The organism is Nostoc edaphicum CCNP1411 (genome assembly GCF_014023275.1).
In the GTDB taxonomy this organism is placed as follows: Bacteria; Cyanobacteriota; Cyanobacteriia; order Cyanobacteriales; family Nostocaceae; genus Nostoc; species Nostoc edaphicum_A.
On record NZ_CP054698.1, the window covers coordinates 2,936,121 to 2,961,567 of the forward strand.

The 25,447-nt window shown below is 44.0% G+C and carries 17 protein-coding genes and 1 pseudogene; 6 read left to right on the forward strand and 12 right to left on the reverse strand.

The genetic code is table 11. The features are described 5' to 3' along the window. Nucleotides 1-93: 93 nt before the first annotated feature. Together HUN01_RS35385 and HUN01_RS14755 are read right to left on the reverse strand one after the other, a co-directional pair. A pseudogene (locus HUN01_RS35385) lies at nt 94-249 on the reverse strand (LL-diaminopimelate aminotransferase); the annotation flags it as partial. A 216-nt stretch (nt 250-465) separates the two neighbouring features. After that, complete coding sequence (locus tag HUN01_RS14755) at nt 466-666, reverse strand: hypothetical protein (protein WP_181931908.1); 201 nt, start codon at nt 664-666, stop codon at nt 466-468. A gap of 471 nt (nt 667-1,137) precedes the next feature. On the opposite strand from HUN01_RS14755, the gene HUN01_RS14760 reads away from it, so the two are divergent. The 4 genes from HUN01_RS14760 (at nt 1,138) to HUN01_RS14775 (ending at nt 8,104) form a co-directional block, all read left to right on the forward strand. Continuing rightward, nucleotides 1,138-1,467 (forward strand): STAS domain-containing protein, encoded by a 330-nt coding sequence (locus tag HUN01_RS14760; protein ID WP_181931909.1) that lies wholly within the window; start codon nt 1,138-1,140, stop codon nt 1,465-1,467. 148 nt (nt 1,468-1,615) lie between these two features. Then, nucleotides 1,616-4,330: a TIGR03960 family B12-binding radical SAM protein gene (locus HUN01_RS14765; protein WP_181931910.1), complete on the forward strand. Its 2,715-nt coding sequence runs from the start codon at nt 1,616-1,618 to the stop codon at nt 4,328-4,330. 934 nt (nt 4,331-5,264) lie between these two features. Further along, nucleotides 5,265-7,439 (forward strand): ribonuclease E, encoded by a 2,175-nt coding sequence (rne, locus tag HUN01_RS14770; protein WP_181931911.1) that lies wholly within the window; start codon nt 5,265-5,267, stop codon nt 7,437-7,439. Between the two features lie 8 nt (nt 7,440-7,447). Further along, complete coding sequence (locus HUN01_RS14775) at nt 7,448-8,104, forward strand: ribonuclease HII (protein ID WP_181931912.1); 657 nt, start codon at nt 7,448-7,450, stop codon at nt 8,102-8,104. A gap of 8 nt (nt 8,105-8,112) precedes the next feature. Here the strand turns inward: HUN01_RS14775 and HUN01_RS14780 are convergent, their stop codons facing one another. After that, complete coding sequence (locus HUN01_RS14780; RefSeq protein ID WP_181931913.1) at nt 8,113-8,700, reverse strand: DUF1997 domain-containing protein; 588 nt, start codon at nt 8,698-8,700, stop codon at nt 8,113-8,115. A 469-nt stretch (nt 8,701-9,169) separates the two neighbouring features. Here HUN01_RS14780 and pheA point away from each other — a divergent pair, with 469 nt between their 5' ends. Next, a complete protein-coding gene (gene pheA, locus HUN01_RS14785) occupies nt 9,170-10,045 on the forward strand; it encodes a prephenate dehydratase (RefSeq protein WP_181931914.1) in 876 nt (291 codons plus the stop codon). Between the two features lie 114 nt (nt 10,046-10,159). Here pheA and HUN01_RS14790 read toward each other — a convergent pair whose 3' ends face one another. The 9 genes from HUN01_RS14790 to HUN01_RS14830 form a co-directional block, all read right to left on the reverse strand. Continuing rightward, the gene (locus tag HUN01_RS14790) at nt 10,160-10,807 is read right to left on the reverse strand and encodes an LON peptidase substrate-binding domain-containing protein (RefSeq protein ID WP_181931915.1); all 648 of its coding nucleotides are present in this window, start codon (nt 10,805-10,807) and stop codon (nt 10,160-10,162) included. 192 nt (nt 10,808-10,999) lie between these two features. Next, on the reverse strand, nt 11,000-11,317 hold the full coding sequence (rpsJ, locus tag HUN01_RS14795) for a 30S ribosomal protein S10 (protein WP_008232935.1): 318 nt from the start codon (nt 11,315-11,317) through the stop codon (nt 11,000-11,002). A 183-nt stretch (nt 11,318-11,500) separates the two neighbouring features. Continuing rightward, entirely contained in the window at nt 11,501-12,730 is a 1,230-nt protein-coding gene (gene tuf, locus HUN01_RS14800; RefSeq protein WP_181931916.1) for an elongation factor Tu, read from the reverse strand. Nucleotides 12,731-12,753: 23 nt separating this feature from the next. After that, the gene (gene fusA / locus HUN01_RS14805; RefSeq protein ID WP_181931917.1) at nt 12,754-14,832 is read right to left on the reverse strand and encodes an elongation factor G; all 2,079 of its coding nucleotides are present in this window, start codon (nt 14,830-14,832) and stop codon (nt 12,754-12,756) included. A 138-nt stretch (nt 14,833-14,970) separates the two neighbouring features. After that, on the reverse strand, nt 14,971-15,441 hold the full coding sequence (gene rpsG / locus HUN01_RS14810; protein ID WP_069070112.1) for a 30S ribosomal protein S7: 471 nt from the start codon (nt 15,439-15,441) through the stop codon (nt 14,971-14,973). Nucleotides 15,442-15,957: 516 nt separating this feature from the next. Next, nucleotides 15,958-16,341, reverse strand: a complete 384-nt coding sequence (rpsL, locus tag HUN01_RS14815; RefSeq protein ID WP_015214573.1) for a 30S ribosomal protein S12 — start codon at nt 16,339-16,341, stop codon at nt 15,958-15,960. 124 nt (nt 16,342-16,465) lie between these two features. Further along, entirely contained in the window at nt 16,466-16,792 is a 327-nt protein-coding gene (locus HUN01_RS14820) for a HesB/IscA family protein (RefSeq protein WP_181932689.1), read from the reverse strand. A 250-nt stretch (nt 16,793-17,042) separates the two neighbouring features. Beyond that, nucleotides 17,043-17,462, reverse strand: coding sequence for a cupin domain-containing protein (locus tag HUN01_RS14825; RefSeq protein WP_181931918.1), 420 nt, complete (start codon nt 17,460-17,462; stop codon nt 17,043-17,045). Between the two features lie 358 nt (nt 17,463-17,820). Next, a complete protein-coding gene (locus HUN01_RS14830; RefSeq protein WP_181931919.1) occupies nt 17,821-19,878 on the reverse strand; it encodes a phosphodiester glycosidase family protein in 2,058 nt (685 codons plus the stop codon). Between the two features lie 767 nt (nt 19,879-20,645). Between HUN01_RS14830 and HUN01_RS14835 the strand changes: the two genes are divergently transcribed. Then, nucleotides 20,646-25,349, forward strand: a complete 4,704-nt coding sequence (locus HUN01_RS14835; protein WP_181931920.1) for a glutamate synthase-related protein — start codon at nt 20,646-20,648, stop codon at nt 25,347-25,349. Nucleotides 25,350-25,447 lie beyond the last annotated feature (98 nt).

Here is a 25,447-nt window from a genome sequence, read left to right on the forward strand (position 1 = left end):
AGAATTAGGCATCGGTCATTGGTCATTGGGTATTGAGATTTAGGAGTTAAAAGTATTTCTCTCCCCCTGCTCCCTCGTCTTTCCCCTCGCTCCTCATAAACCGTAGCGAATACCAGCATCTTTCATTCGTTGAATCCCTTCTTCTAACCGCTCATCGCTAATAATTAAAGCAATTCGGAAAAAGCCTTCTCCTGATGGACTGTAACCAATAAATCTAATTACAAGAATGCCACATTTGTCAAGTAGTAATTCCGCTTGTGGACAATTTCAGCAAACAGGTAGGGAGGAATTTTTTCTAGGTGTTTAGCCAACTGCATGGCGATTTACTACGAATGCACAATGTAGAGGGTCGTTAGCACAGTTTACGCCATATTTAGATATTTAAATAATCAACCTCATAGATAAATACAAGCAGTGATATTGCCCTTGTTATCCCCCATGTCTAAACTTAAATTACGAATTATTTTAATATCCTAGGCTAGGAACCAACTGGACTCGTCCAGCATCCATCTCTGCCATTAATAATTCTAAAGCTTCGTAATCAACATCAGAAATGTAACCAAGTTCCGTCAGTTCTGAGTTTATTTCATTTTCTATCTCAGGAGTTAGTTTTTTAATGTCAAGAGCTTTTTCTACCAATTTACGAATAGCGTACTGAGTTCTCATAAGTAATAACCCAACTGTAATATGATACTAATCATCCCAGATCAGTCTCAGTATAAAGAGTGATCAAATACTAACTTACTAGTGATATATATCACAATTTAACTAGTTAGATAGATAATTTGCTATGACTTTCCGGTATACCATTAGCAACGCTAAAGTGGGAGATTTAACCTACCGTTAAGACTTGGCTAAATTAGCTCTAGTTATAGACTAGGCAAGGTTTCTCAGCATAGTTACTGATAATTTGTCTGCTCTATGGCTGTCTATAGTTGATTGTTTTTGAACTGAGATAAAAAAAAAGTATATATAAACACATTTTAGCCTGGAATTATAACAATCTTTAAACAGACATACTAAAGCAATAAAGATTCAGCAAAGAGAGCTAAGACGTATGGTCGATGCAACAAAATAGAGTTTATGTTCAAATAATCCTTAGCTTGACGCTTCGACAATTCTCAACAGGATGTAACTATGCAAGCAGTGCTTAACTATCCCAAGATTGCAGTTATTCGCCCCCAAGGGTGTTTGAATGCTGCAAACGCCTTGGAATTTGAACGAGATATGACTACAGCGTTGGCACAAAATGGTATTTCCATCTTGGTAGTAGACCTAGCAGCCGTAGAATCCTTAGACAGTGCGGGGTTGATGGCATTGTTATCTACACACAAGCTGGCTCTTACTTTAGGACGGAGTTGCCAGCTTTGCGCTGTTGCTCCAACAATTAGAATTATTTTTGAACTGACGCAACTCGATAGGGTATTTGAAATATTAGACGGTGAAACCGAGTTGGCCCAAATATAACTTTATGTAAAATCACAAAGGTTCGGACAATAAGTGGAGTTTATGTAAAGGAGTTGTAAGTTGCAACGATAAACTCTGTTAGAAGACCTAATTCAATGCTAAGGTTGGGATCGAGTAGCTGTAATTAAGGTAGCTAGAAGATAGCACAGTGGTTGTTGCAGTTGAAAGATTAATAACGTCGGGTATTTCAAAACCAGCTCGTTACTTGGGTAACGAGCTGTTAGCAGTACATAAACCTTGGGATACGGCAGCAATACATTGGGTTTTAACATACCCAGAAGTGTATGAAGTCGGTGCATCTAATTTAGGGCACATCATCCTTTATAACATTTTGAACGCCCAACCACGTCAATCGTGCGATCGCGCCTACCTCCCAGGAAAAGACCTGGCAGACAAACTACGCGAAACTAATACGCCATTGTTTGCGGTAGAGTCAAAGCGATCGCTCACAGAGTTTGACATTTTAGGCTTTAGCCTCAGTTACGAACTGGGTGCAACTAATATCCTCGAAATGTTAAATTTGGCTGGAATTCCCTTGACTTGGCGAGAACGCCAGAAAGCAGGGGAAGCAGGGGGAGAATTGACGAATCTCCAATCCCAATTCCCGTTGATTTTCGCTGGTGGGCAAACAGCGACATCGAATCCTGAGCCTTACGCTGACTTTTTCGACTTTATCGCCCTTGGAGATGGAGAGGAACTACTGCCAGAAATTGGTTTGGTATTGGAAGAAGGCAAACAAGCAGGATTAAGTCGAGAACATCTGTTACTGGATTTGGCACAGATACCAGGCGTATATGTGCCTCAGTTTTATGACATGGCAGAAGATGGTTCAGTTCATCCTCATCGCCTAGATGTGCCGAAGCGAATTCTGCGAAGGGTGGCAACTCCCATACCAGCATATTCCATTGGTTTAGTTCCTTATGTAGAAACGGTGCATGACCGTTTAACCATTGAGATTCGACGTGGTTGCACTCGTGGCTGTCGCTTCTGTCAACCAGGAATGCTGACTCGGCCAGCACGGGATGTAGAACCCGATAAAGTTGTAGAAGCAATTGAACAGGGTATGCGGGCGACTGGTTACAACGAGTTTTCTCTACTATCTCTGAGTTGTTCTGATTATTTGTCCCTACCAGCAGTGGGGATGGAAATCAAAAATCGCTTAAAAAATGAAAACATTTCTCTGACTCTACCAAGCCAACGGGTAGACAGATTTGATGAGAATATTGCCAACATCCTTGGAGGTACGCGCCAAGGTGGACTAACTTTTGCTCCAGAAGCTGGTACTCAGCGGATGCGAGACATCGTAAATAAGGGTTTGACGAATGAAGAATTGTTGCGGGGAGTAAAAACCGCTTGGGAGCAAGGCTGGGATAAAATAAAGTTGTATTTTATGATTGGCTTGCCGGGTGAGACGGATGCTGACGTTGTGGGCATTGCCGAAACAGTAAGCTGGTTACAGCGAGAATGTCGAGGTAAGGGTAGAAAACCCCTAAACTTTAACCTGACAATTTCTAACTTTACGCCCAAGCCCCATACACCATTCCAGTGGCACTCAGTTTCTACCGCTGAATTTAAGCGTAAACAAAACTTGTTGCGGCAAGAATTCCGCCGAATCAAGGCAGTGAAGGTAAATTTTACCGATGTCCGCATTTCGGCAATGGAAGATTTTGTGGGACGAGGCGATCGCAATTTGAGCAAAGTAGTCCGCCGTGCCTGGGAATTGGGAGCAGGTATGGATTCCTGGTATGAAAATTTAGATCAAGCTTTTAGTGCTTGGGGGTCTGCGATCGCCCAAGCCGATCTAGATTGGAAATACCGTCAAGTAGAGAATGGCGAATGGAATTTGTTTTATGTCCAAGAGCAGAAAAGATCCAAAGATGCGGAAAATGACCAATTCTTAACTCCTAACTCCTCACTCCCTAGTACAGACACGATTAATCGCGTCCCTCCCCACTCCCTGGATATTCCCCTTCCTTGGGATCATATTGATACCGGGATTGACAAAAAGTGGCTCCAAGAAGACTTGCAACGCGCTTTAGAAGCTGCAATTGTACCCGATTGCTCCTTTGAAGGTTGTTCTCACTGTGGCGTCTGTGGCACCGACTTTGGGCATAACATAGTGATTGAATCACCTGCTATCCCACAATTCGCTGGTGAGTTTGTCCCCAACACAACAAAGGCGCAAAGACTGCGACTTTGGTTTGGTAAACAGGGTGACATGGCTTTGATGAGCCACTTAGATTTAATTCGTCTGTTTGATCGAGTTGTGCGGCGAGCAGGCTTACCAATCGCTTTCACTGGTGGATTTCATCCAATGCCGCGGATTTCTCTAGCAACTGCTTTGGCTTTAGGGGCTACTAGCAGCGGTGAAATTGCCGATTTTGAGTTAACTGTGCCAGTGGAAATTGATACTTTCCGAGAACAGTTGGCTCGTGAAATGCCCACAGACATACCTATATATAATGTGGAGCAGATAGATTTAAAAGCTAGTGCCGCTACCCAACTGCTAGAGTCCGCAGAGTATTTAATTACTGTAGTAGCACTTGCAGAAACAACACCCATACAATGGCAAAACTGGATTGATACAATCAAAGCAAAAGAGGAACTTTGGTACGAGCAAATAACTAAGTCAGGCAAGAGCCAGTTAATAAATCTGCGCGATCGCTTATTTGAACTGGAATTAGTAGAAACATCCAATAGCAAAGCAGAATCTATGTCATCTGTGATCCGTTATCTAGGTAGCTATCGCCAAGACGGTTTGCTGTTGCGTCCTGAACAAATCCTGTTTATGCTAGAGACAGTGGCTAGTGTAGAATTTCAACTCCTGCACATCCACCGCAATCGGCTAATTTTAGGGGTATAATCCCTGTAGGGCAACTTGCTAGTAGTTGTCCTAACATCGCAGGTAATATGAATTGATTTTTAGCAAGGTTGCGTTAGAATGGGTTGAAGAGAAATTTTCTGGCGCTGCATTGAATTAGCTGGTTCACTACCCTGGTATTCAGGGGGCGAAAGCAAAGATATTAGAGTGGAACTTCTAGGATTTTATCCCAGACAAACAAAAAGCAGATTAAAGAATGCACACTCTCTCTATAGCTACCTTGTGAATCAGTAACTAACAGCAGGCTCGGTTAGCTTCTCCAAATCCATGCTTTTGAAACAACTGCTGAATGTCTAATCCACGTAGTGCCCAAGAGCTAGTGCATTACTTTTTAGAGTTAAAGCAACTGCTGTCGGTTATGCCGACTTGTAGACTTTCACAGACGCGCAAAGCGCGGCTTGTCTTAGGCTAGAGCGGCTCAAGGCAGGGTAGCAACTGGCGCTGCTGAGTATAACCCTAAGATAAATCCGGGGAATGGAAAATAGAAATAGTTTATTTTTCTCCACGAATTCAGTAGGTTACTATCAAATGAACCATCCTGAGTTAAAATGCTCACTCAGGATTTAGAACTTTCAACTCAGAACTCTCTTAATTGAGGGTATTGCATCACAAATCAACCACGGATGGTTGATTTAATTGCTTAAACGATATGCAGCTGTTCTGGAATAATCAGCCGTGGAAACGCTCTTAAGAGCGCCAATAGCTATTTAACTTAGAAGCTCAGATTTGCGATTTTTATTATCAGTAGCGCCTTTTGAGGGTTGTGAGGGCAGCAAAAGTATAATATCAAACCGAGAAAATACTAATAATTAAAACTGACGCGGAGACGCAGGGAGTTTTGAATTAAAAGTAATTAACCGGACTTGATACAACAAACCTCAAACCTGTAAGTGCTGCCAATTTTTGAGGAAATTGAATGCCGAAACAAATTATCATCGCGGAGCAGCACCAAATTGCTGCGGTTTTTTCTGAAGATCAAATACAAGAACTCGTTGTTGCTACGGGTCATCATCAAATAGGTGATATCTACTTAGGAGTAGTAGAAAACGTCTTGCCTGGGATAGATGCGGCTTTTGTCAATATTGGCGACCCAGAGCGCAACGGTTTTATTCATGTTACCGACTTGGGGCCATTGAAGCTCAAGCGTACCGCAGCGGCAATTACAGAACTACTAGCACCACAGCAGAAAGTTTTGGTGCAAGTAATGAAAGAGCCAACGGGGACAAAAGGGCCCAGGCTCACGGGTAATATCACCTTACCCGGACGCTACGTAGTACTGATGCCCTACGGTAGGGGCGTAAATTTATCTCGACGAATTAAAAGTGAAAGTGAGCGCAACCGCTTACGGGCACTAGCAATTTTGGTCAAGCCGGCGGGAATGGGTTTGCTTGTGCGTACAGAAGCCGAAGGCAAACCCGAAGAAGCGATTATGGAAGATTTGGAGTTGCTGCAAAAGCAATGGGAAGCTATTCAGCAGGAAGCCCATTCTACCCGCGCCCCAGCACTGCTCAACCGAGACGATGACTTTATCCAGCGCGTATTGCGAGATATGTACGGTGCGGATGTCAATCGGATTGTCGTAGATTCCAGTACTGGTTTGAAGCGCGTCAAACAGTACTTGCAGAATTGGAGTGGCGGTCAAACACCGCAGGGATTGTTGATTGACCATCATCGCGATCGCTCCCCAATTTTAGAATACTTCCGGATCACAGCTGCGATTAGAGAAGCCCTGAAACCGAGGGTAGACCTACCTTCTGGTGGTTACATTATCATCGAGCCGACGGAGGCATTAACCGTAATCGATGTTAACTCAGGTTCCTTTACGCGATCGGCAACAGCTAGAGAAACAGTTTTGTGGACAAACTGCGAAGCGGCAACAGAAATTGCTCGCCAGTTGCGTCTGCGGAATATTGCCGGGGTGATCGTCGTTGATTTTATCGATATGGAATCGCGACGTGACCAATTACAAGTTCTCGAACATTTTAATAAAGCACTCAAAGCAGACAAAGCTCGTCCCCAGATTGCCCAACTTACCGAACTGGGTCTAGTAGAACTGACCCGCAAACGTCAGGGTCAAAATATTTACGAATTGTTTGGTGAAACTTGCCCCACCTGTGGCGGTTTAGGACATACCGTGCGTCTGCCTGGAGAAATCGAAAACCGATTACCTATACCGGCAGAGACACCAGAGCGTGAGCGTTTTGTATCCTTGCCTCATCGAGAACCACGTCAGCCATCTGCGCGCACCCCAGAACCACGTGAAACCTATGATGGATTTGGAGAAGCATTTGACGGCGACTCGGAATTGAGTAACCTAAATCTGATCAATCATCCTAGTTATCAAGAGCTTAATGATAAGCGTCGTACCCGCACTCGCCGCAGTCGCATTGGTGTCAATGGGTTAAACGGGAAAGATGAAGCTCGGATTGTTCCCAATCCCCTGGCTTTTGCCAACGAGCCAGACTTAGACCTTGATATGGAACCAGAACTAGGAGTTGCACCAGAAATTCCCTCACCCACCCTTGGTAAACCAGGTTGGAGTGAAAGAGTAGAGCGCACTAAAATTATCAAGGCAGAACCAGTTAAACCAGTGGTAGAACCACCGGAGATTAGAACTGTAGAAATGAGCCTCCAAGAACAGGATATGTTTGCCTTGATGGGCATATCTCCCTTGGTGAAGTTAGAGCAAGAGGTTAAAAATACCAAGTCTGTGATTATTAATGTGATTCAGCCCGGTCAATTGCCAACGACCCCAACTGAATCAACCTCAGAATCAACTATTGTCCAAAAAGCAATACCTGAAATAACCGCTATTGCCCAAAAGGCAACACCTGAAATAACTCCTATTCCACAAAAAGCAACACCTGAAATAACCGCAAGCAAGATACCAACACCAAAAGTTATTGAGCCAGAACAAAAATCTTTGCTCGAAGCGACAACTGAACCACCGGAGTTAACTGTGAATCCTTCGGGACGCTTGTCTGCGAAAGCCGCAGCCGCGAACGAGATCGCAGATGAAAGTGAAGCTAATAGCAGTGCCACTGCCAGCCGTCGCCGCCGTCGTCGTTCGTCAGCGATCGAGGATAATTAATTTGCTTTATGGTAGAAACATCGCCAACGCCTTTGGAAAAATCCACTTGGCTGGAGTTTTCTACCTTGTCAGGGATTCCAGGGTTGGTTGCAGGTGTGGATGAAGTAGGGCGAGGTGCTCTATTTGGCCCTGTGGTGGCGGCAGCAGTGATCCTACCAGATCACGCTTTGCCAATACTAATGGCAGCTAAAATTAAAGACAGTAAAAAGTTATCTAGTTCTCGAAGAACTCAGCTAGCGCAGCAAATTTGCGGGCTGGCTATAGATTGGAAAATTGGATTTGCTTCTACTGCCGAAATTGACAAGATAAATATTTTGCAAGCGACGCTATTAGCAATGAAGCGGGCTGTGCTTAAGTTAAAGGTACAGCCCGAAATTTGCTTGGTTGATGGCAATCAGTTAATAAAAGACTTGCTATTGCCGCAACAAACAATAGTTAAAGGAGACGAGCGATCGCTCGTTATTGCCTCTGCTAGTATTGTCGCTAAGGTTTGGCGTGACGATCTGGTACTGCGTCTAGCATTAAAATACCCTATGTACAACCTGGAGTGTAACAAAGGGTATGGTAGCCAGCGCCATTTGCTGGCTTTGCAACAATACGGGCCTTCGCCTCTGCATCGTCAGTCTTTTCGTCCTTGCCAAATCAAACGCCTGAGTGTTGAGTGATTAAAAAATTACTCAGCATTCAGGATTGGTAACTCAGTACTATCACCGTCAAGTCCTTTATCTTTGGTTTGTGATATCACCCAGTAGCGATAATCCGCCAAAAGTTGATTTAATAAGCGTTGTTTGACTGACAACAGCACGCTTTTAAGCAAACCATTTCCAGTAGCTTCTAAAATCGGCTTCGGAGTAAAGGAAAATGGCGGTGGCAAATCCACCATCACCTCTAAATCAGCTTTTCCTTGCAGGCGAGTGCCAGTGCTAAACTCCTTGGGAGACAAATGCCCTTTTAAATTGAGAGCAAAGCGCTGGTTAATATACTCGAAACCCAGGATTTCACAGCCTAGCGATCGCAAATAAATTATTCCATTTGATTCTGCCCACACTCTCATATCCACAGTAGGTTGAATACTTAGTGACATAAAAGTTAGCGGACGCATTTTCAAGCGAAATACTTCTTCAGAAAGTTGCTGAATCCGGTTATTGTCAACTAAAGCCTTAACCAGTCTTTGAGGCTGACGTAAGTAGTGCTGAATGGGAATAGGCTGCTCTGGAACAGCGATTTCAACCGATTGGGAGGCAGTAAACCGGGTAGCCATGAGCGGATAAAAATATCTGTTTCTTAATTTTAATATTTTTTAACAACTTAGCTCTGATTATTAGAAAAGTACAAAATTTATTGGCCATAAAAATGATTGTTGCTGATCAGCTATACATTATTAGTAAAAAGTTGGTACGCTCATTATTATCTTTAAGTTTAAGAAATATAGATTATGATTTAAGCCTTGACATAAAAACAAAAATATGGTTTCTTATCTAGGCAGAAATAAGTATAATTTCTCTGAAATATCCGGAGCAATGTAGCAAAAAAAACTGCCAGGAAACCTATCTGATCAAAGACTAATTTCCATCACTTATTTTATTGGATACATATTTCGGTCTATTTGTTTAGTGCGTAAATTTTACATATAAGAATGTTTAGTAAAAGTAGATATTGGATGTATTTTGCCAAAACCAAAATATCATACCTCTATTTACCGATTAAACTCGTAACTCAAGGCTAAAAGTATGACTCTATCGATCGCACATTTAGGGCCTCCCGGCACTTACGCAGAACAAGCAACTATTTTTTATGTCAACTGGTTGAAAAAAAGTACGGAAATTGAAGCTATATTATCTCCCTATCCCAGTATTTCTCAATCATTGCACGCCGTTGCTGATGGTCAAGCTCAGTTGGCTGTTGTGCCAGTGGAAAATTCTATTGAAGGGAGTGTTACCACAACACTGGATACACTCTGGCAATTAGATAGTCTGCGAATTCAATTGGCTTTGGTATTACCCATTGCCCATATGTTAATTTCCTGCGCGTCTAATTTAGATAAGATTAAAACTGTTTACTCTCACCCGCAAGCTTTGGCACAATGTCAGGGATGGTTAGAGCGGTTTCTGCCGACTGCACAGATTATTCCCAGCAATTCTACAACCGAAGCACTACAGCGATTAGGGCAAGATACAACAACGGCAGCGATCGCTTCTAGTAGAGCTGCTCAACTCTACAAATTACCCATACTTGCTAGTTGCATTAACGACTATCCAGAAAACTTTACTCGTTTTTGGGTAGTCAGTCATGGCGAAGCTAATGCTGCATACCAGACATCAAAAGCGTCTGCTAGTCACACATCGCTGGCTTTTAGTATGCCTGCCAACACACCGGGAGCATTAGTCAAGCCTTTGCAAATATTTGCTCAACTAGGAATTAACCTCAGCCGAATTGAATCTCGTCCGACGAAGCGATCGCTAGGCGAATACTTATTTTTCATGGATTTAGAAGCGGATGCCAAGGAAGCACAGATGCAATCTGCTTTAGCAGAATTAACTACCCACACAGAAATTTTAAAAATTCTTGGTGCTTACAATGTTTTATCGATCAGCGGTGTTACTTGAGAAGTTAAGAGTTATCAGTGATTCAGTTAGGGACTATAAATTATAAGTTGTCAATCTTTTATTTTTTGTTATTTCTTCCTAATTCCTAACTCCTCACTCCTAATTCTTAACTCCTCACTTTTCATTAAATGTGTCTTTGAGAACAGCACGAGCTGCCAAGTGATTACGAGTAGAGGTTAAAATTTCTGCTTCTCGCTCTAGACGAGTTGCAGTATCTTGCATTTCTAGCAAGAGCTGCTGTTCGGGAGCGACACCGTAAAGGTTACTAGCTACCCAATAAGACAACTCTGTTGGTAGGTCAGGCAAATCTTCTGGCAGTTCGATATTTTGTTCAGTTAACTTGGCTGACAAACGTACAACATCTCGCAGTAGTTGTTCGACATCAGAAGATAAAGGTCGCAAATCTTTAGTTGGTGCTTGGTCTTCAATCCACTCGACTAAGCCAACACGGTATGGCTTTTCACGAACATACTCTAATACACGAAATCTTTGCTGCCCTAAAGTCAACATCTTGATCCGATCGTCTGGCAACCGCTGGTGATGAACAATTTCGGCACAGCAACCTGTGTTTGCAATTGTACCCTTGACTGGATCGAACATCAAAACACCGAACCTGCGATCGCTCTCCAAAATCGTGTTCATCATGATTCGGTAGCGAAATTCAAAGATGTGCAGGGGTAATGGTCTTGTAGGAAACAGAACTACTTCGGGTAACGGGAACAGAGGTAGTTCGCGAACTGCAATTTTAGAAGATGATGTCATTGTTACCTTAGTATAAACTTAATCTTTAAAATTTTCCTTTTCTCTGCTTTTCCCGTATTTTGTCTACATTCTATCATTTGTTTCCTAGCTAAATAAAAGCCCTGAGATATATTTCTTCAGGGCCATGTAAATATTAATACTAATGTCATTAGTCATTTGTCATTTGCTAATGCCTAATGACTAATGACTAAATTAAAGTTTGACTTCGATATCTACACCCGATGGTAGATCCAATTTCATCAGGGCATCAATAGTCTTAGAAGAGGGCTGGTAAATGTCAATAATCCGGCGATGAGTACGGGTTTCAAAGTGTTCCCGTGAATCTTTATCTACGTGAGGCGATCGCAGCACACAATAGATCCGGCGTTTTGTTGGTAAAGGAATTGGGCCTATAGCTGTAGCGTTGGTGCGGTTAGCTGTGTCTACAATCTTCTCGCAAGATGTATCCAATAAGCGCCTATCAAAGGCCTGTAAACGAATTCTAATCTTCTGCTGCTGTAGAGTTGCCATCTTTAATTTTCCAGGTTCTGCGTAATTAGGGGAGTATTTACAGGTTAAAGGTTACAAGTTATAGGTTACAGAAAACTATTACCTGTCCCCTGTAACCTATTACCTTATTTATAGAGGGAAGAGAAAGGAGCAGAGAGGCAAAATAAATACCATCTCTGCTCCTTTGTTATGAGCAAAAAGGTGCTACTTCAGAATTTTGGAGACGACACCAGCACCGATGGTGCGACCACCTTCACGGATGGCGAAGCGCATTCCTTGTTCAATAGCGATCGCGTTGATCAATTCAACTGTCACCTTGATGCGATCGCCTGGCATCACCATTTCCACCTCAGTGCCATCATCAGCTGTGAAGGCTTTAATCGTGCCAGTTACATCTGTTGTCCGCACATAGAACTGGGGACGGTAGCCAGCAAAAAATGGAGTCTTGCGACCACCTTCTTTTTCTGTTAGGACGTAAACTTCACCTTCAAATTGAAGGTGAGGTTTAATTGAACCTGGTTTGGCGATGACCATACCCCGTTCAATATCAGCCTTCTGGATACCCCGAAGTAGTACGCCAGCGTTGTCTCCAGCCATACCTTGGTCAAGACTCTTCTTGAACATTTCAATACCAGTTACGGTAGTGGCGCGAGTATCTCTGATACCCACTAGTTCAACGTTATCGCCGACTTTGACTATACCCCGCTCAATCCGACCTGTGGCAACAGTACCACGACCTGTAATTGAGAATACGTCTTCTACAGCCATTAGGAAGGGCTTATCAACATCCCGCTCAGGAGTGGGAATGTAAGAATCTACAGCATCCATCAGTTCATAGATTTTGTCTACCCAAGGATTTTCTCCTCGTTGGGTCTTGGGATTCTTGGTCATTGCTTCCAGAGCTTGCAGACCAGAGCCTTTGATAATGGGGATATCATCGCCAGGGAAATCGTAGCTGCTTAACAGTTCTCTCAGTTCTAGTTCCACTAGTTCCAGCAGTTCTGGGTCATCCATCAAGTCTTCTTTGTTCAAGAAGACAACCAGACTGGGAACGCCAACCTGTTTTGCCAACAGAATGTGTTCGCGAGTTTGGGGCATGGGTCCATCGGTAGCAGCAACTACGAGGATACCTCCGTCCATCTGGGCAGCACCGGTGATCATGTTTTTCACATAGTCAGCGTGTCCTGGACAGTCTACGTGAGCATAGTGCCGACTTGCAGTTTCATACTCTACGTGAGCGGTATTAATGGTAATACCCCGTGCTTTTTCTTCTGGGGCATTATCAATTTGGTCATAACCCTTAGCTACAGCTTGACCCATAGCTGCCAAGGTCATAGTGATGGCTGCTGTCAAGGTAGTTTTACCGTGGTCAACATGGCCAACTGTACCGATATTAATGTGGGGTTTATTTCTTTCAAACTTTGCGCGTGCCATGAATGCTCATTTCCTTATTTTAACTAAGCGTTCCCTTTGCTTTTTGCAATGATAGTTTCAGCTACGCTCCGAGGCACCTCTTCGTAGTGGCTGAACTCCATCGTGAAGGTACCCCGACCTTGCGTTTTTGACCGGATATCAGTGGCGTAGCCAAACATACTCGCTAGTGGAACTTTGGATGTTACCTTAGCAAGTCCCTTTTCGGTGCTTTGGCTTTCAATCTGCCCTCGGCGAGTGTTTAGGTCGCCAATGACGTTCCCCATATAGTCTTCAGGAACTTCAACTTCAACTTTCATCATAGGCTCTAAGATGACAGGTGAAGCTTTCAGCACAGCCTCTTTCATCGCCATTGAACCAGCGATTTTGAAAGCCATTTCTGAAGAGTCTACATCGTGATATGACCCATCAATTAGCGTCGCTTTAACGTCAATCAATGGATATCCAGCAAGAACACCGGATTCACAGCTTTCTTTCATCCCTTGTTCTGCGGGGCCAACGTACTCTTTAGGTACTGTACCGCCAGCAATTTTGGAAACGAATTCAAAGCCACTACCAGGTTCTCCAGGCTCCAAATTGATCACAACGTGACCGTATTGACCTTTACCACCACTTTGGCGGATGAATTTGCCCTCAACTTTGTTCACAGCTTTCCGAATTGTTTCTCGGTAAGCTACTTGTGGCGCACCTACATTCGCTTCCACCTTGAATTCTCGTAACATCCGGTCTACTAGAATTTCTAGGTGTAGCTCTCCCATCCCCGCGATCACGGTTTGGTTTGTTTCGGGATCGACACGGACACGGAAGGTCGGGTCTTCTTCTGAGAGAGATTGCAGAGCCTTGGACAGCTTGTCCATGTCGTTCTTGGTTTTAGGTTCAACCGCCACCGAGATCACAGGCTCAGGAATGAATAGGGATTCCAGGATTACTGGCGATCCATCATCACAGAGTGTGTCACCTGTTAAGGTATCTTTTAATCCCAGAGCTGCTCCCAAATCACCCGCTCGCAGTTCATCGACATCTTGCCGATCGTCTGCCTTCATGAGAACTAAGCGGGAAATCCGTTCTTTTTTATTCTTACTAGCGTTAAGAACGTAGCTGCCCTTTTTCAGGACACCAGAATAAACACGGACAAATGTCAGGCGACCGTAAGGGTCAGCCATAATCTTGAATGCCAGAGCCGCTAGGGGTTCGTTGTCATCAGCCCGCCGCTCAACAGTATCGCCATTGGGCAGTAAGCCTTGAATTGGTGGTACTTCACTTGGCGCTGGCAGGTAATCGACAACGGCATCCAGCATCAATTGCACGCCTTTGTTTTTGAATGCTGAACCACAAAGTACTGGTACAATCGTCCCCGCAATTGTGCCTTTACGCAGGGCAGTCCGAATTTCCTGTTCTGTAAGTTCTTCGCCCTCGAAGTACTTAGTCATCAGAGCATCATCGGTTTCTGCTGCCGCTTCTATGAGCTTGGTGCGGAATTCGTCTACCTGCGCTTGCAATTCTTCCGGGATATCGGTTTCCTGGATATCAGTACCTTGGTCATTGGCGTAAATATACGCACGTTGCCCTACTAGATCAACGATACCTTGGAAGTCATTTTCACTACCAATTGGTAGTTGAATAGCGATCGCATTCGCCCGCAGGCGATCGCGGATTTGCTCATGAACTTTATAAAAGTTCGCTCCGGTGCGATCCATTTTGTTGATAAAGGCTATCCGAGGAACTTTGTAGCGTTCTGCTTGCCGCCATACTGTCTCCGACTGCGGTTGCACGCCGCCCACAGAACAAAATACTGCGATTACACCATCCAACACACGCATGGAACGCTCAACTTCAATTGTGAAGTCTACGTGACCTGGAGTATCGATAATGTTAATTTGATGATCTTTCCAACTGGTACTGATAGCAGCGGCAGTGATGGTAATTCCCCGCTCGCGCTCCTGCTCCATCCAGTCTGTGACGGCAGTTCCTTCATGAACTTCGCCTATTTTATGAATTATCCCAGAGTAAAATAATATTCTCTCTGTTGTTGTTGTTTTGCCCGCATCTATATGCGCCGCAATACCAATGTTGCGTACTTTCTCTAGCGGGATCGTGCGTGCCACAGCTACCTCCTATAGTTTTTGCCTCATGATATCTTGTATATTACTCTTTGTTAAGATTCTATACTTTTACGGAAAACCGTCTTTGTTTTGCAAATCCACGATATACCGCTTCGGCAAGGCGATATACCGCTTTTCTACTTAGTAACGATAGTGCGCGAATGCTTTGTTAGCTTCCGCCATCCGGTGCGTTTCTTCCCGTTTGCGAATGGCATTGCCAGTTTCGTTGGCAGCATCCATTAACTCATTTGCCAGTTTGCTTGCCATTGTCCGGCCTGGTCTAGACCGGGAATATTGCACTAACCAACGCAGTGCTAGGGTAGTGCCCCGTTCTGTACGCACTTCCATTGGTACTTGGTAGGTTGCTCCACCTACTCGCCGAGCTTTTACTTCTACTAAAGGCGTGGCATTTCGCACTGCTCTTTCAAAGGTTTCCAAAGCACCAGCACCAGTGCGTTCCTCAATAGTTTTTAATGCATCATAAACAATACGTGCGGCAAGTGATTTTTTGCCATGACGCATGATCCGTCTGATAATCATGCTCACAAGGCGACTGTTATATACGGAGTCAGACGGAACTGGGCGCCTTTGAATAACACCACGACGAGACATACTTCACCTTTAATTCGGAATTGGCAACGAAATTATATGCTATCAGACACCGGAAACTAAAAGCTGTGGAACCCAACCCTCAGACTTTCTCAATTTTGTTTTCGACTGTTGCAGCAAGGCTGACCTATTGACTGCCAATTTTGGATTAGAGTTTTTGGTAAATGTTCCGACCACAAGGATTGGAAAAAATCAAAAGTCTTTAAGCCTCATCCCCTCCTGGGTTCGACCAATCCAAAATCGCAAATCTAAAATTCATTGACTTGCTACCTGCAACTAAATACTCAAGGGGACAAGATTCTAAACCTTAATGTCCAGATTAGAATTCTGCTGTGGGTTACAGCGTTCTCCTCAGAACTTCTACACTTGCTCGCTTAGTGTAGGTGTAGCTTGATTTTTTTAAACAGACTTTAACAGCTTTCATAACTGCTGTTAGAACACATACCCTGATAGTTTTTTTGCCCTTGGCACTTTTAAGGTAGACGATTAATCGTGTTGGATGCGATTAATCGCCTAATCCTATTTTTTCGCTTCTTTCGGACGCTTGGTTCCATACTTGGAACGGCCTTGTTTGCGGTCTTTAACTCCGGCTGTATCTAGGGTGCCACGGATAATGTGGTATCTCACGCCCGGTAGATCCTTAACCCGACCACCACGAATCATCACAACTGAGTGTTCTTGTAAGTTGTGACCAATACCTGGAATGTAAGCTGTGACTTCAAATCCAGAGGTAAGCCTGACTCTTGCTACTTTTCGTAGAGCTGAGTTAGGCTTCTTTGGTGTGGTCGTGTATACTCTGGTACAAACTCCCCGACGTTGGGGGCATTGTTTCAGAGCCGGAGACTTGGTTTTCTGACGCGCTTGTTCGCGCTCAGTACGTATTAGCTGCTGTATTGTTGGCATGAGTTACAGCGCGTAAAGCTGCTTATATGTCTAAGTTTTAACAAATCCTGATTATATCTTTTTTTACGGCTTTATGTCAATTGTTATTTGTCATTTGCTATTTATTGCTTCTTTGAACGATTACTTAATGATTAATGGAGAAGGAATTGCCACAGCCACAGGTTGCGATCGCCTGGGGATTCTGGAAGCGAAAACCACCACCCATTAAGTCTTCTGAATAATCCACTTTCAAACCGTTGAGGTAATTTAAGCTTGCGGCATCTATGACTACTTGAATTTCATCCAAGTCGAAAATCTGGTCGCCAACTTTTATTGCTTCATCGAAAGACATATCATAAAATAACCCGGAACAACCACCTGGTTTTACTGCCAATCGAAACAATACATTTGGCTGCTGCTTGGACTTTATTCGCCCAATTTCACTCGCGGCTGCTTGACTCAGATGAATCATGGAACTAGTTTTTTGCAATTGAATACCCCATGTTCTATTTTACAGATGGGTTGACTCTCGCTTCTGCAAAATTCCAAATCATCGAAGGCATGAGCGCGATCGCTATTACTACATTTATAACACTAACATATTTCAATCCCCACCTTAATAAGGTAGGGACTTCTGGGGTGCAGTAGTTCGTTCACAAAGACGGTTTGCACAAAAATGTATTCAGTTTTGGGATTAGAGCTTTAATAGCGTTCTTTTGGTTTTAATCCTTGGTACGGGCATAGTCATCTTGGTAGCGGATAATATCATCTTCTCCCAAGTATTCGCCATTTTGGACTTCAATCAACACCAAGGGGATCACACCAGGATTCTCTAAACGATGAGATGTACATTGGGGTACATAAGTTGACTCATTATTGCTCAGTAGGACTTCTCTTTCACCACAAACTACCCTAGCTGTACCAGAGACGACAATCCAGTGTTCACTGCGGTGATGGTGCATTTGTAGACTGAGGCGATGTCCAGGCTTAACTTCGATGCGCTTAATTTTGTATCCGCGCCCTTCTTCCAAAACTGTAAAAGCGCCCCAAGGACGTAATTCCGTTGCAGCAACGCCCCTAGAAGTTATGGCTGGAGGTAGGTGTAGAGTTTCAGTCTGTGTAGTTTCTTGATATCGAGCCATAGTTACCTCATTTGGAGACATAACAAACCGTTGGTACTCTTAACTATTGATCAAAAATCTGGTGCTATCTTGCAACCTTGAAAATCAGCAATTTTGTCGCACCTTGATAAACATAGCAAAATCAAACCTTATGGTGTAAACCATCACTACTAAAACTCTGATGTCTACACCAAGTCTTCATCAAGCAAAATGATAGCTTGTTCTAAACTTTAAAAAAGAATGGGGCATTGGGCAAAACAGTTCCGAGTTCCGAGTTCCGAGTTCTGAGTAAAAAAGTGAGATTCCTTACTCAGCACTCAGCACTCATTACTCAGCACTCTTGAGAGGCATTGATGATTAAGCGACTTCTCCCATTCCCTCATTTTCGTGGTTGCAGGAAAATACCAATTCCGTTATGAACACGAGCAGCGGTACTAGGTGAACGATCGAGTAGTTGTCCTCCTAAATAAAGGCTGGTGGAACTACCACCGTCCAAATTTAGAGCATTCACACAGCCCATGAGTTGCATCAATTGGGCATGTTCTGCCAAATTAGGCCCATAACCGCCGACACGATTATGTGTGGCAGTAATCATCAGTGTGCCTGTTGCCGTTGTGCAAATACCGCTGCGAATAGCTTTTTCGGCAATAAAGGCATTGCTGAATTTTTCGCCTTTGGCATCAAGGACAATTTGACGGTTTTGGATTAGTAGCGGCCCAGCTCCGATAATGTGAGGATAACGACTAAAATCAGCTGGTGTAGTGGTGCTGGAAATACTTACTGCGCTTCCAATAGGTAGTTGTGAGGCAGCACTAGCAGCATTAGCGCGTAAAGTTAGCAGGTAGCCATCCTGGGGAATGGGAACCGCTGTGACTCCAACTTTGCCGCCTGGTAACTGATTAGTAATTTGGTTTTTCTGTACCACTAAGATAATTTCGTTATCCGTTATAGGCGTGTAAGTTGATCCCCAAGCTGGTGTGTAACGAGCAATACCACTCTGGACGTAACCGCTGTTAAGAAACAGAATTGGTAGACGCTGACCATTTGCTGTAATTAAAGTTTCTTCTAAGGTGAGACGACCAAAGTAAAATTGGCCAGAATCATTCCAAGCGATCGCACCTCGATTCAGAATGGGGCCTGATAACCATTGATTATTCTGACGAATCGCACCCAATGGTAATCTGTTATTGCGGTTAAAATAACCACCATTAATTCCAGCTATTGCTAAGTAACGTTGTGCTGTTTGAATTAAGGGAGCAGTACCCGTAAGCCCATCAGTACTAGCCCACATAGGTTTTAACGCTAGCCCAAATTTGCGGGGATTAACTTCTAACCAGACCACAGGAAAGCGTTCTGTGCCTAAATTCACATAATTCTGTCGCCAGCGCAATCCTGGGGCCCAAGTAATATCTCGTTCTTCTAGAGGATCGGGTCGAATATTGATAATCAGGCGGTTGGGATTAGCTACAGTACTAACTTGAGGTGATAGACCAAAGGGAACGCTCAGACTAATAATCGTTTGGTTTTTCAGCACCTCCACTTTTTGAATTAGTGGTTCAGGGACTGGTGATATTGGTTGTGTTGGTGTAACTGGTGATAATTGTTTAAGCAGGTTTGGCAGCAATGTTGGTGGTGCTGCTGGTGGCTGGGGAGTATAGCGTTCTATCAAAACAGGGGCGGCTATTCCATCCAGAGTAACTGTCCACTGTCGATTTGGCGGTACAGTGGATTTGGGAGTTGGCGTGTCTGGATCAGAGGATGGAGTTTGGGGTTTTGCGATCGCTAACCCTTGTACAACTTGCCAGGGGGTTGGACGATCTAAATCGACAAGAATCCGAGCCTGTTGCAAAGGGGCACTCGCTTCTGGAGGTTCCTGGCTCTGAACAATATTTGTGATTTGTGCTTTCGGGGTAGCAATCACCAAGGTGTTGCCATTAGCTTGAATCTGCCATCCAGATGTTTGAGCAAAATTAGTAATATCCAGATAGCGATATGCTCCTGCTAGCCTGGTGGTTAAAACCAGTGGCTTTGTCACCGACGAAAACCACTGTATTGGTTGCTTCGCTGAATTACTACTGTTTAAGAAATTTACTCCAATTAATTGCCTGAATGCCCCGTCACTGAGGTTAGTTGTCATCTGACCAGCTTTTCCCGGTCGCTGTAACCAAGTTCCTGGTAAAGTACGCCCATTCAGGGAAATTTGATTACCAGAGGATACTGCACCTGTCAAAGGAGGTACAGTTGACTGTGATATTAACCTGGGTATTGGTTTGGCATTTTTCGGTGACTCTTGGGCATTGGTAGGATAGGTAGTAATTAAGCACAGTGCTGTCAAAAGTATTGGTGACACACTAGCCCGAAAAAATCTGCGTTCGTCCTTGGTGTTGGCGGAGCCATCGCTAATCCCTGATTGGCAACAATTCGGCATTTTTACCATAATTTACTAAGTACTTTTGAAAACTATCACCCAAGGTATAAACTAACTAATTATTTGGAAGTATAAAAAAAACATGACTTTATTTTTGAATAAATATGATACTCTATATATTGGCTAGTTATCTCTTTTAGACATTAACCAATTTATTTAGACGCTAAAGCCACTACGATCAAGTGTTTTAACTCCCACTAATTCTAACCACACCATATACGGTAGTTTTGGTTATCAAAACTGGATTAAAATATTTAATCCTCGCTGAATCTTGTTACTTCAGTAAGGTCTAGTTAATAGTAATACATGCGGCAACTCGTAAGCGGCCAAATTCTAGACAACAAAAATATTTGGGAATTGTCAAATGGGTATATATTGTAATACGCTGATTTTATTGCTGAATCAGGATAACTTTTGCTTTAGAACCTAGTACAGCATTTGGTTTTAGTTTTGTTTCAGGTAAGCCAAAATAGGCTCTAAGAGTAGCTAGCGTGCATCTGGAAAAAAGGGATTGAGAAAATACTTAACTTCAAAATATAAAAAAGAAACTGTCAGGGCAAAAATAATGTCTTGGCGGAGGTAACTTGTCCAACACCGCATAAATACATAAAAGAGACGCAACTATTTTAACACGGGTGAACTAGTAAAGTAAAACCGAAGTTAAAATTTTTTTTCCCTAAATTTCGGTGCTTACATATTTCTCCATCGCTGAATTTAGAAATTTTTTCCGACAATGTAGTGGCAAAATTGGTAACTCAATACTTCAGGAACAGGGTATGAATAATAAACCGATGAATCAAGACCAGAAAATCACAGCGGACATAAACTCAAGAGATACCTATCAGGGGCAAAAGTGGTTAGTAGAAGAACGAGATGCCTGTGGTGTCGGTTTTATTGCTCATCGCCAAAATCATACCAGCCACGAAATTGTTGAAAAAGCCTTAGCTGCTTTGACTTGCTTAGAACACCGGGGGGGTTGTAGCGCTGATCAAGACTCTGGTGATGGTGCTGGAGTATTGACAGCTATCCCTTGGGAGTTGTTCCAACAAGACTTTGCCCAAAGGGGGAAAGAATTTACATCCACCAATAATATAGCTGTGGGGATGATATTTCTACCACAAGACCAAGAAGCAGCACAGAAAGCGAGAGTGACTGTTGAGCAAGTAGCTGCCGAAGAAAAATTGATTGTGCTGGGTTGGCGAGTAGTGCCAGTGCAATCTGATTCACTAGGGATACAGGCAAGAGAAAATCAACCCCAGATTGAACAAGTTTTGTTAGCTTCTGTTGACAAAAGCGGCGATGAATTGGAACGGCAGTTGTACATTACTCGCCGCCGAATTAGTAAAGTTGCAACCAATATCTCAGAAGAATTTTATATCTGCTCTTTGTCAAGTCGGACGATTGTCTACAAAGGCATGGTGCGTTCCGCTGTCTTGGGCAACTTTTATGAAGATTTAAAAAATCCAGTTTACAAAAGTGCCTTTGCTGTCTACCATCGGCGCTTTAGTACGAACACAATGCCCAAGTGGCCTCTAGCGCAACCAATGCGGCTTTTGGGTCACAACGGCGAAATCAACACCTTGTTGGGCAACATCAACTGGATGATGGCACGAGAAGCTAGCCTGAATCATCCTGTATGGGGCGATCGCATCAAGGAACTCAAGCCATTAGTTCATATTGATAACAGCGACTCAGCTACCCTAGACAACGTAGTGGAATTGCTGGTTTGCTCTGGACGCAGCCCCCTGGAAGCCTTAATGATTATGGTTCCAGAAGCTTACCAAAATCAGCCTTCTTTACGTGAATATCCAGAAATTGTTGATTTCTACGAATATTACAGTGGACTGCAAGAAGCGTGGGACGGCCCAGCCCTTTTAGTATTCAGTGATGGCAAAAAAGTTGGTGCAACACTAGATCGTAATGGTTTAAGACCAGCTCGCTACGTGATTACCAAAGATAACTACATTGTTGTAGCTTCCGAAGCTGGTGTAGTGGACTTCCCAGAAGCCGATATTGTCGAGAAAGGTAGACTCGGCCCAGGGCAAATGATTGCCGTGGATTTAGAAAATCATGAAGTCCTGAAGAATTGGGATATTAAGCAACGCATCGCCAAACAGCACCCTTATGGAGAATGGCTGCAACAGCACCGTCAAGAATTAAAGTCATTAGTCATTAGTCATCCGTCATTAGCAAATGGCAATGGCAAAGGACAAATGACAAATGACCCAGGACAATTGACTACTGACAAGCAAACCTTACTTCAGCATCAAACTGCCTTTGGTTACACCACAGAAGATGTAGAAATGGTGATTCATCCAATGGCGATCGCAGGTTCAGAGCCGACTTTCTGCATGGGTGATGATATTCCCTTAGCGGTGCTGTCACAAAAGCCTCACCTGCTTTATGACTATTTCAAACAGCGCTTTGCTCAGGTGACGAACCCGGCAATTGATCCCCTGCGGGAAAAGCTAGTGATGTCTTTGAAAGTCGAACTGGGGGAACGGGGTAACTTATTAGAACCCAAGGCAGAATATGCTCGGAGATTAAAACTTGAGTCGCCGCTGTTAACAGAGCCAGAGTTAGAGGCGATTAAGCTGTCAGGATTTGCCACGGCTGAATTGTCAACCCTATTTGCGATCGCCAGCGGCCCAGAAGGATTGAAAGCCGCAGTCCAATCTTTACAAGCACAAGCAGCTGAGTCAGTCCGGGCCGGTGCAAGGATTTTAATATTAAGCGACCAGGGCAATGACAGTATCAACACAGAATCCACCTACATTCCTCCCTTGTTAGCAGTTGGTGCGGTGCATCACCATCTGATTCGGGAAGGGTTGCGAATGAAAACATCCCTGATTGTCAATACTGCCCAATGTTGGAGTACCCATCACTTTGCTTGTCTGATTGGCTATGGTGCTGGCGCAGTTTGCCCGTATATGGCTTTAGATACGGTGCGTAGTTGGTGGTCTGATCCCAAAACTCAAAAGTTAATGGGTGTGCAAAAAATTCCCACTATCACCCTAGAACAAGCTTTAGGAAACTATCGCAAAGCAGTAGAGTCAGGTTTGCTAAAAATTCTCTCCAAGATGGGAATTTCTTTACTCTCCAGCTATCAAGCAGCCCAAATTTTTGAAGCTATTGGCATTGGCGGAGATTTAATCGAATTGGGATTCCGTGGTACGACTTCCCGTATTGGTGGTTTGAGTGTAAGCGAACTTGCGGATGAAGTGCTTTCCTTTCACAGCAAGGCTTTCCCCGAACTGACTGCGAATAAGTTAGAAAACCTGGGCTTTGTACAATACCGTCCTAACGGCGAGTACCACATGAATAGCCCAGAAATGGTTAAGGCGCTACACAAGGCTCTAGATGGCAAAAACTACGATCACTACGAAGTTTACAAGAAGCACCTCCAAGGCAGACCAGTAACTGCTTTGCGGGACTTGCTGGATTTTGAAGGCGATGCCTACGGCGGCAAGCTACGCACTCCGGTTGCTTTAGAAGAAGTGGAATCGGTATATGAGATTGTCAAACGCTTCTGCACCGGCGGCATGTCTTTAGGCGCTTTGTCAAGAGAAGCCCATGAAACTTTAGCGATCGCCATGAATCGCATTGGCGGTAAATCAAATTCTGGAGAAGGCGGCGAAGATCCAGTGCGCTACACAATTCTAGATGATGTAGATGAATCGGGACACTCGCCAACCCTACCTCATTTAAAAGGATTGCGGAATGGTGATCAAGCTTATAGTGCCATTAAGCAAGTGGCATCAGGACGCTTTGGTGTCACGCCAGCGTATCTAGTCAATGCCAAACAAATTGAAATCAAAATTGCCCAAGGTGCCAAGCCTGGGGAAGGTGGACAGCTACCGGGGCCCAAGGTGAGCCAATACATTGCGATGTTAAGGCGCTCGAAGCCTGGTGTGACGCTGATTTCGCCACCACCACATCACGATATCTATTCCATTGAAGACTTAGCACAACTGATTTTTGATCTGCACCAAATTAATCCCAAAGCAAAGGTGTCGGTGAAGCTAGTTTCAGAAGTTGGCATTGGCACGATCGCTGCTGGTGTAGCGAAAGCAAACGCTGATATTATCCAGATTTCTGGTCATGATGGTGGTACAGGTGCATCACCACTTAGTTCGATTAAACACGCTGGTTCCCCGTGGGAATTGGGTTTAAGTGAAGTACATCGGGTTTTGATGGAAAATAGCCTGCGCGATCGCGTGATTTTACGCGTAGATGGCGGACTCAAGAGTGGCTGGGATGTGGTAATAGGTGCATTGATGGGTGCTGAAGAATTCGGTTTCGGCTCCATTGCCATGATTGCCGAAGGCTGCATCATGGCGCGTATCTGCCACACAAATAATTGCCCCGTGGGTGTCGCATCCCAGAAAGAAGAACTCCGCAAGCGGTTTACGGGAATACCGGAACAGGTTGTCAACTTCTTCTACTTCATTGCCGAAGAAGTGCGGAGTTTGTTAGCCCGACTCGGCTACCGTTCTTTGTCAGAAATCATTGGACGTGCAGATTTGTTAAAACTGCGCCAAGAGGTAAAACTTACCAAAACGCGATCGCTGAATCTTGACTGTTTACTTCAGCTACCAAATAGCAGAGACAATCGTAGCTGGTTGGTGCATGAAGAAGTTCACAGCAATGGCGTGGTTTTGGATGACAATTTCCTTGCTGATCCCGACATTCTAGCTGCCATTAGGAATCAGTCTACCGTTACCAAGACTTACCCTATTGTCAATACTGACAGAACAGTAGGTACAAGATTAGCGGGTGCGATCGCTTCGCAATATGGTGACAGTGACTTTGAAGGACAAATTAATCTCAACTTTACAGGTAGTGTTGGGCAAAGTTTTGGTGCTTTCAACCTCCCCGGCTTAATTTTGACCCTCGAAGGAGAGGCAAACGACTACGTAGGTAAAGGGATGCATGGTGGTGAGATCATCATCAAACCCCCAACAGATGCTACCTATAACGCATCACAAAATGTGATAGTTGGCAATACGTGCCTCTATGGTGCTACTGGTGGGATGTTATTTGCCAACGGACTAGCAGGAGAGCGCTTTGCTGTAAGAAACTCCAAAGGCATAGCAGTGATTGAAGGCGCTGGGGATCATTGCTGTGAATACATGACGGGTGGTGTGATTGTCGTCCTCGGTAAAGTCGGACGTAACGTAGCCGCTGGAATGACTGGTGGACTGGCATACTTCCTGGATGAAGACGACTCATTTCGTGAGTTAGTCAACCCGGAAATTGTCAAAATCCAGCGAGTGATTACAGAAGTGGGTGCAAAGCAACTGCAAGAGTTAATTCAAACTCATGCAGAACGTACTGGTTCACCCAAGGCAAAGAAAATTCTGCAAAACTGGCAAGAATTTTTGCCGAAATTCTGGCAGTTGGTTCCGCCTTCTGAAGCTGATAGTCCAGAAGCTAATCCTGAAAAAACAACTGAGTTCAGTTTAGTGACTAGTCATTAAGTAGGTGGGCGTGAATAATTAAAGGCTCGTAGTAAGTGGCTCTAGCCCTTACTACGAGCCTACTGATTCAGAAATAACGTATTTTTAACTAAAAAATA

Excerpts from the sequence above, each read along its gene's own strand:
- HUN01_RS14830 (WP_181931919.1), bottom strand. The coding sequence starts at position 19,878 with ATGGTAAAAATGCCGAATTGTTGCCAATCAGGGATTAGCGATGGCTCC.
- HUN01_RS14790 (WP_181931915.1), bottom strand. The coding sequence starts at position 10,807 with ATGACATCATCTTCTAAAATTGCAGTTCGCGAACTACCTCTGTTCCCG.
- HUN01_RS14755 (WP_181931908.1), bottom strand. The coding sequence starts at position 666 with ATGAGAACTCAGTACGCTATTCGTAAATTGGTAGAAAAAGCTCTTGAC.
- tuf (WP_181931916.1), bottom strand. The coding sequence starts at position 12,730 with ATGGCACGCGCAAAGTTTGAAAGAAATAAACCCCACATTAATATCGGT.
- HUN01_RS14825 (WP_181931918.1), bottom strand. The coding sequence starts at position 17,462 with ATGGCTCGATATCAAGAAACTACACAGACTGAAACTCTACACCTACCT.
- HUN01_RS14835 (WP_181931920.1), top strand. The coding sequence starts at position 20,646 with ATGAATAATAAACCGATGAATCAAGACCAGAAAATCACAGCGGACATA.
- HUN01_RS14780 (WP_181931913.1), bottom strand. The coding sequence starts at position 8,700 with ATGGCTACCCGGTTTACTGCCTCCCAATCGGTTGAAATCGCTGTTCCA.
- HUN01_RS14760 (WP_181931909.1), top strand. The coding sequence starts at position 1,138 with ATGCAAGCAGTGCTTAACTATCCCAAGATTGCAGTTATTCGCCCCCAA.
- rpsJ (WP_008232935.1), bottom strand. The coding sequence starts at position 11,317 with ATGGCAACTCTACAGCAGCAGAAGATTAGAATTCGTTTACAGGCCTTT.
- rpsL (WP_015214573.1), bottom strand. The coding sequence starts at position 16,341 with ATGCCAACAATACAGCAGCTAATACGTACTGAGCGCGAACAAGCGCGT.
- HUN01_RS14820 (WP_181932689.1), bottom strand. The coding sequence starts at position 16,792 with ATGATTCATCTGAGTCAAGCAGCCGCGAGTGAAATTGGGCGAATAAAG.
- HUN01_RS14775 (WP_181931912.1), top strand. The coding sequence starts at position 7,448 with ATGGTAGAAACATCGCCAACGCCTTTGGAAAAATCCACTTGGCTGGAG.
- rpsG (WP_069070112.1), bottom strand. The coding sequence starts at position 15,441 with ATGTCTCGTCGTGGTGTTATTCAAAGGCGCCCAGTTCCGTCTGACTCC.
- pheA (WP_181931914.1), top strand. The coding sequence starts at position 9,170 with ATGACTCTATCGATCGCACATTTAGGGCCTCCCGGCACTTACGCAGAA.
- rne (WP_181931911.1), top strand. The coding sequence starts at position 5,265 with ATGCCGAAACAAATTATCATCGCGGAGCAGCACCAAATTGCTGCGGTT.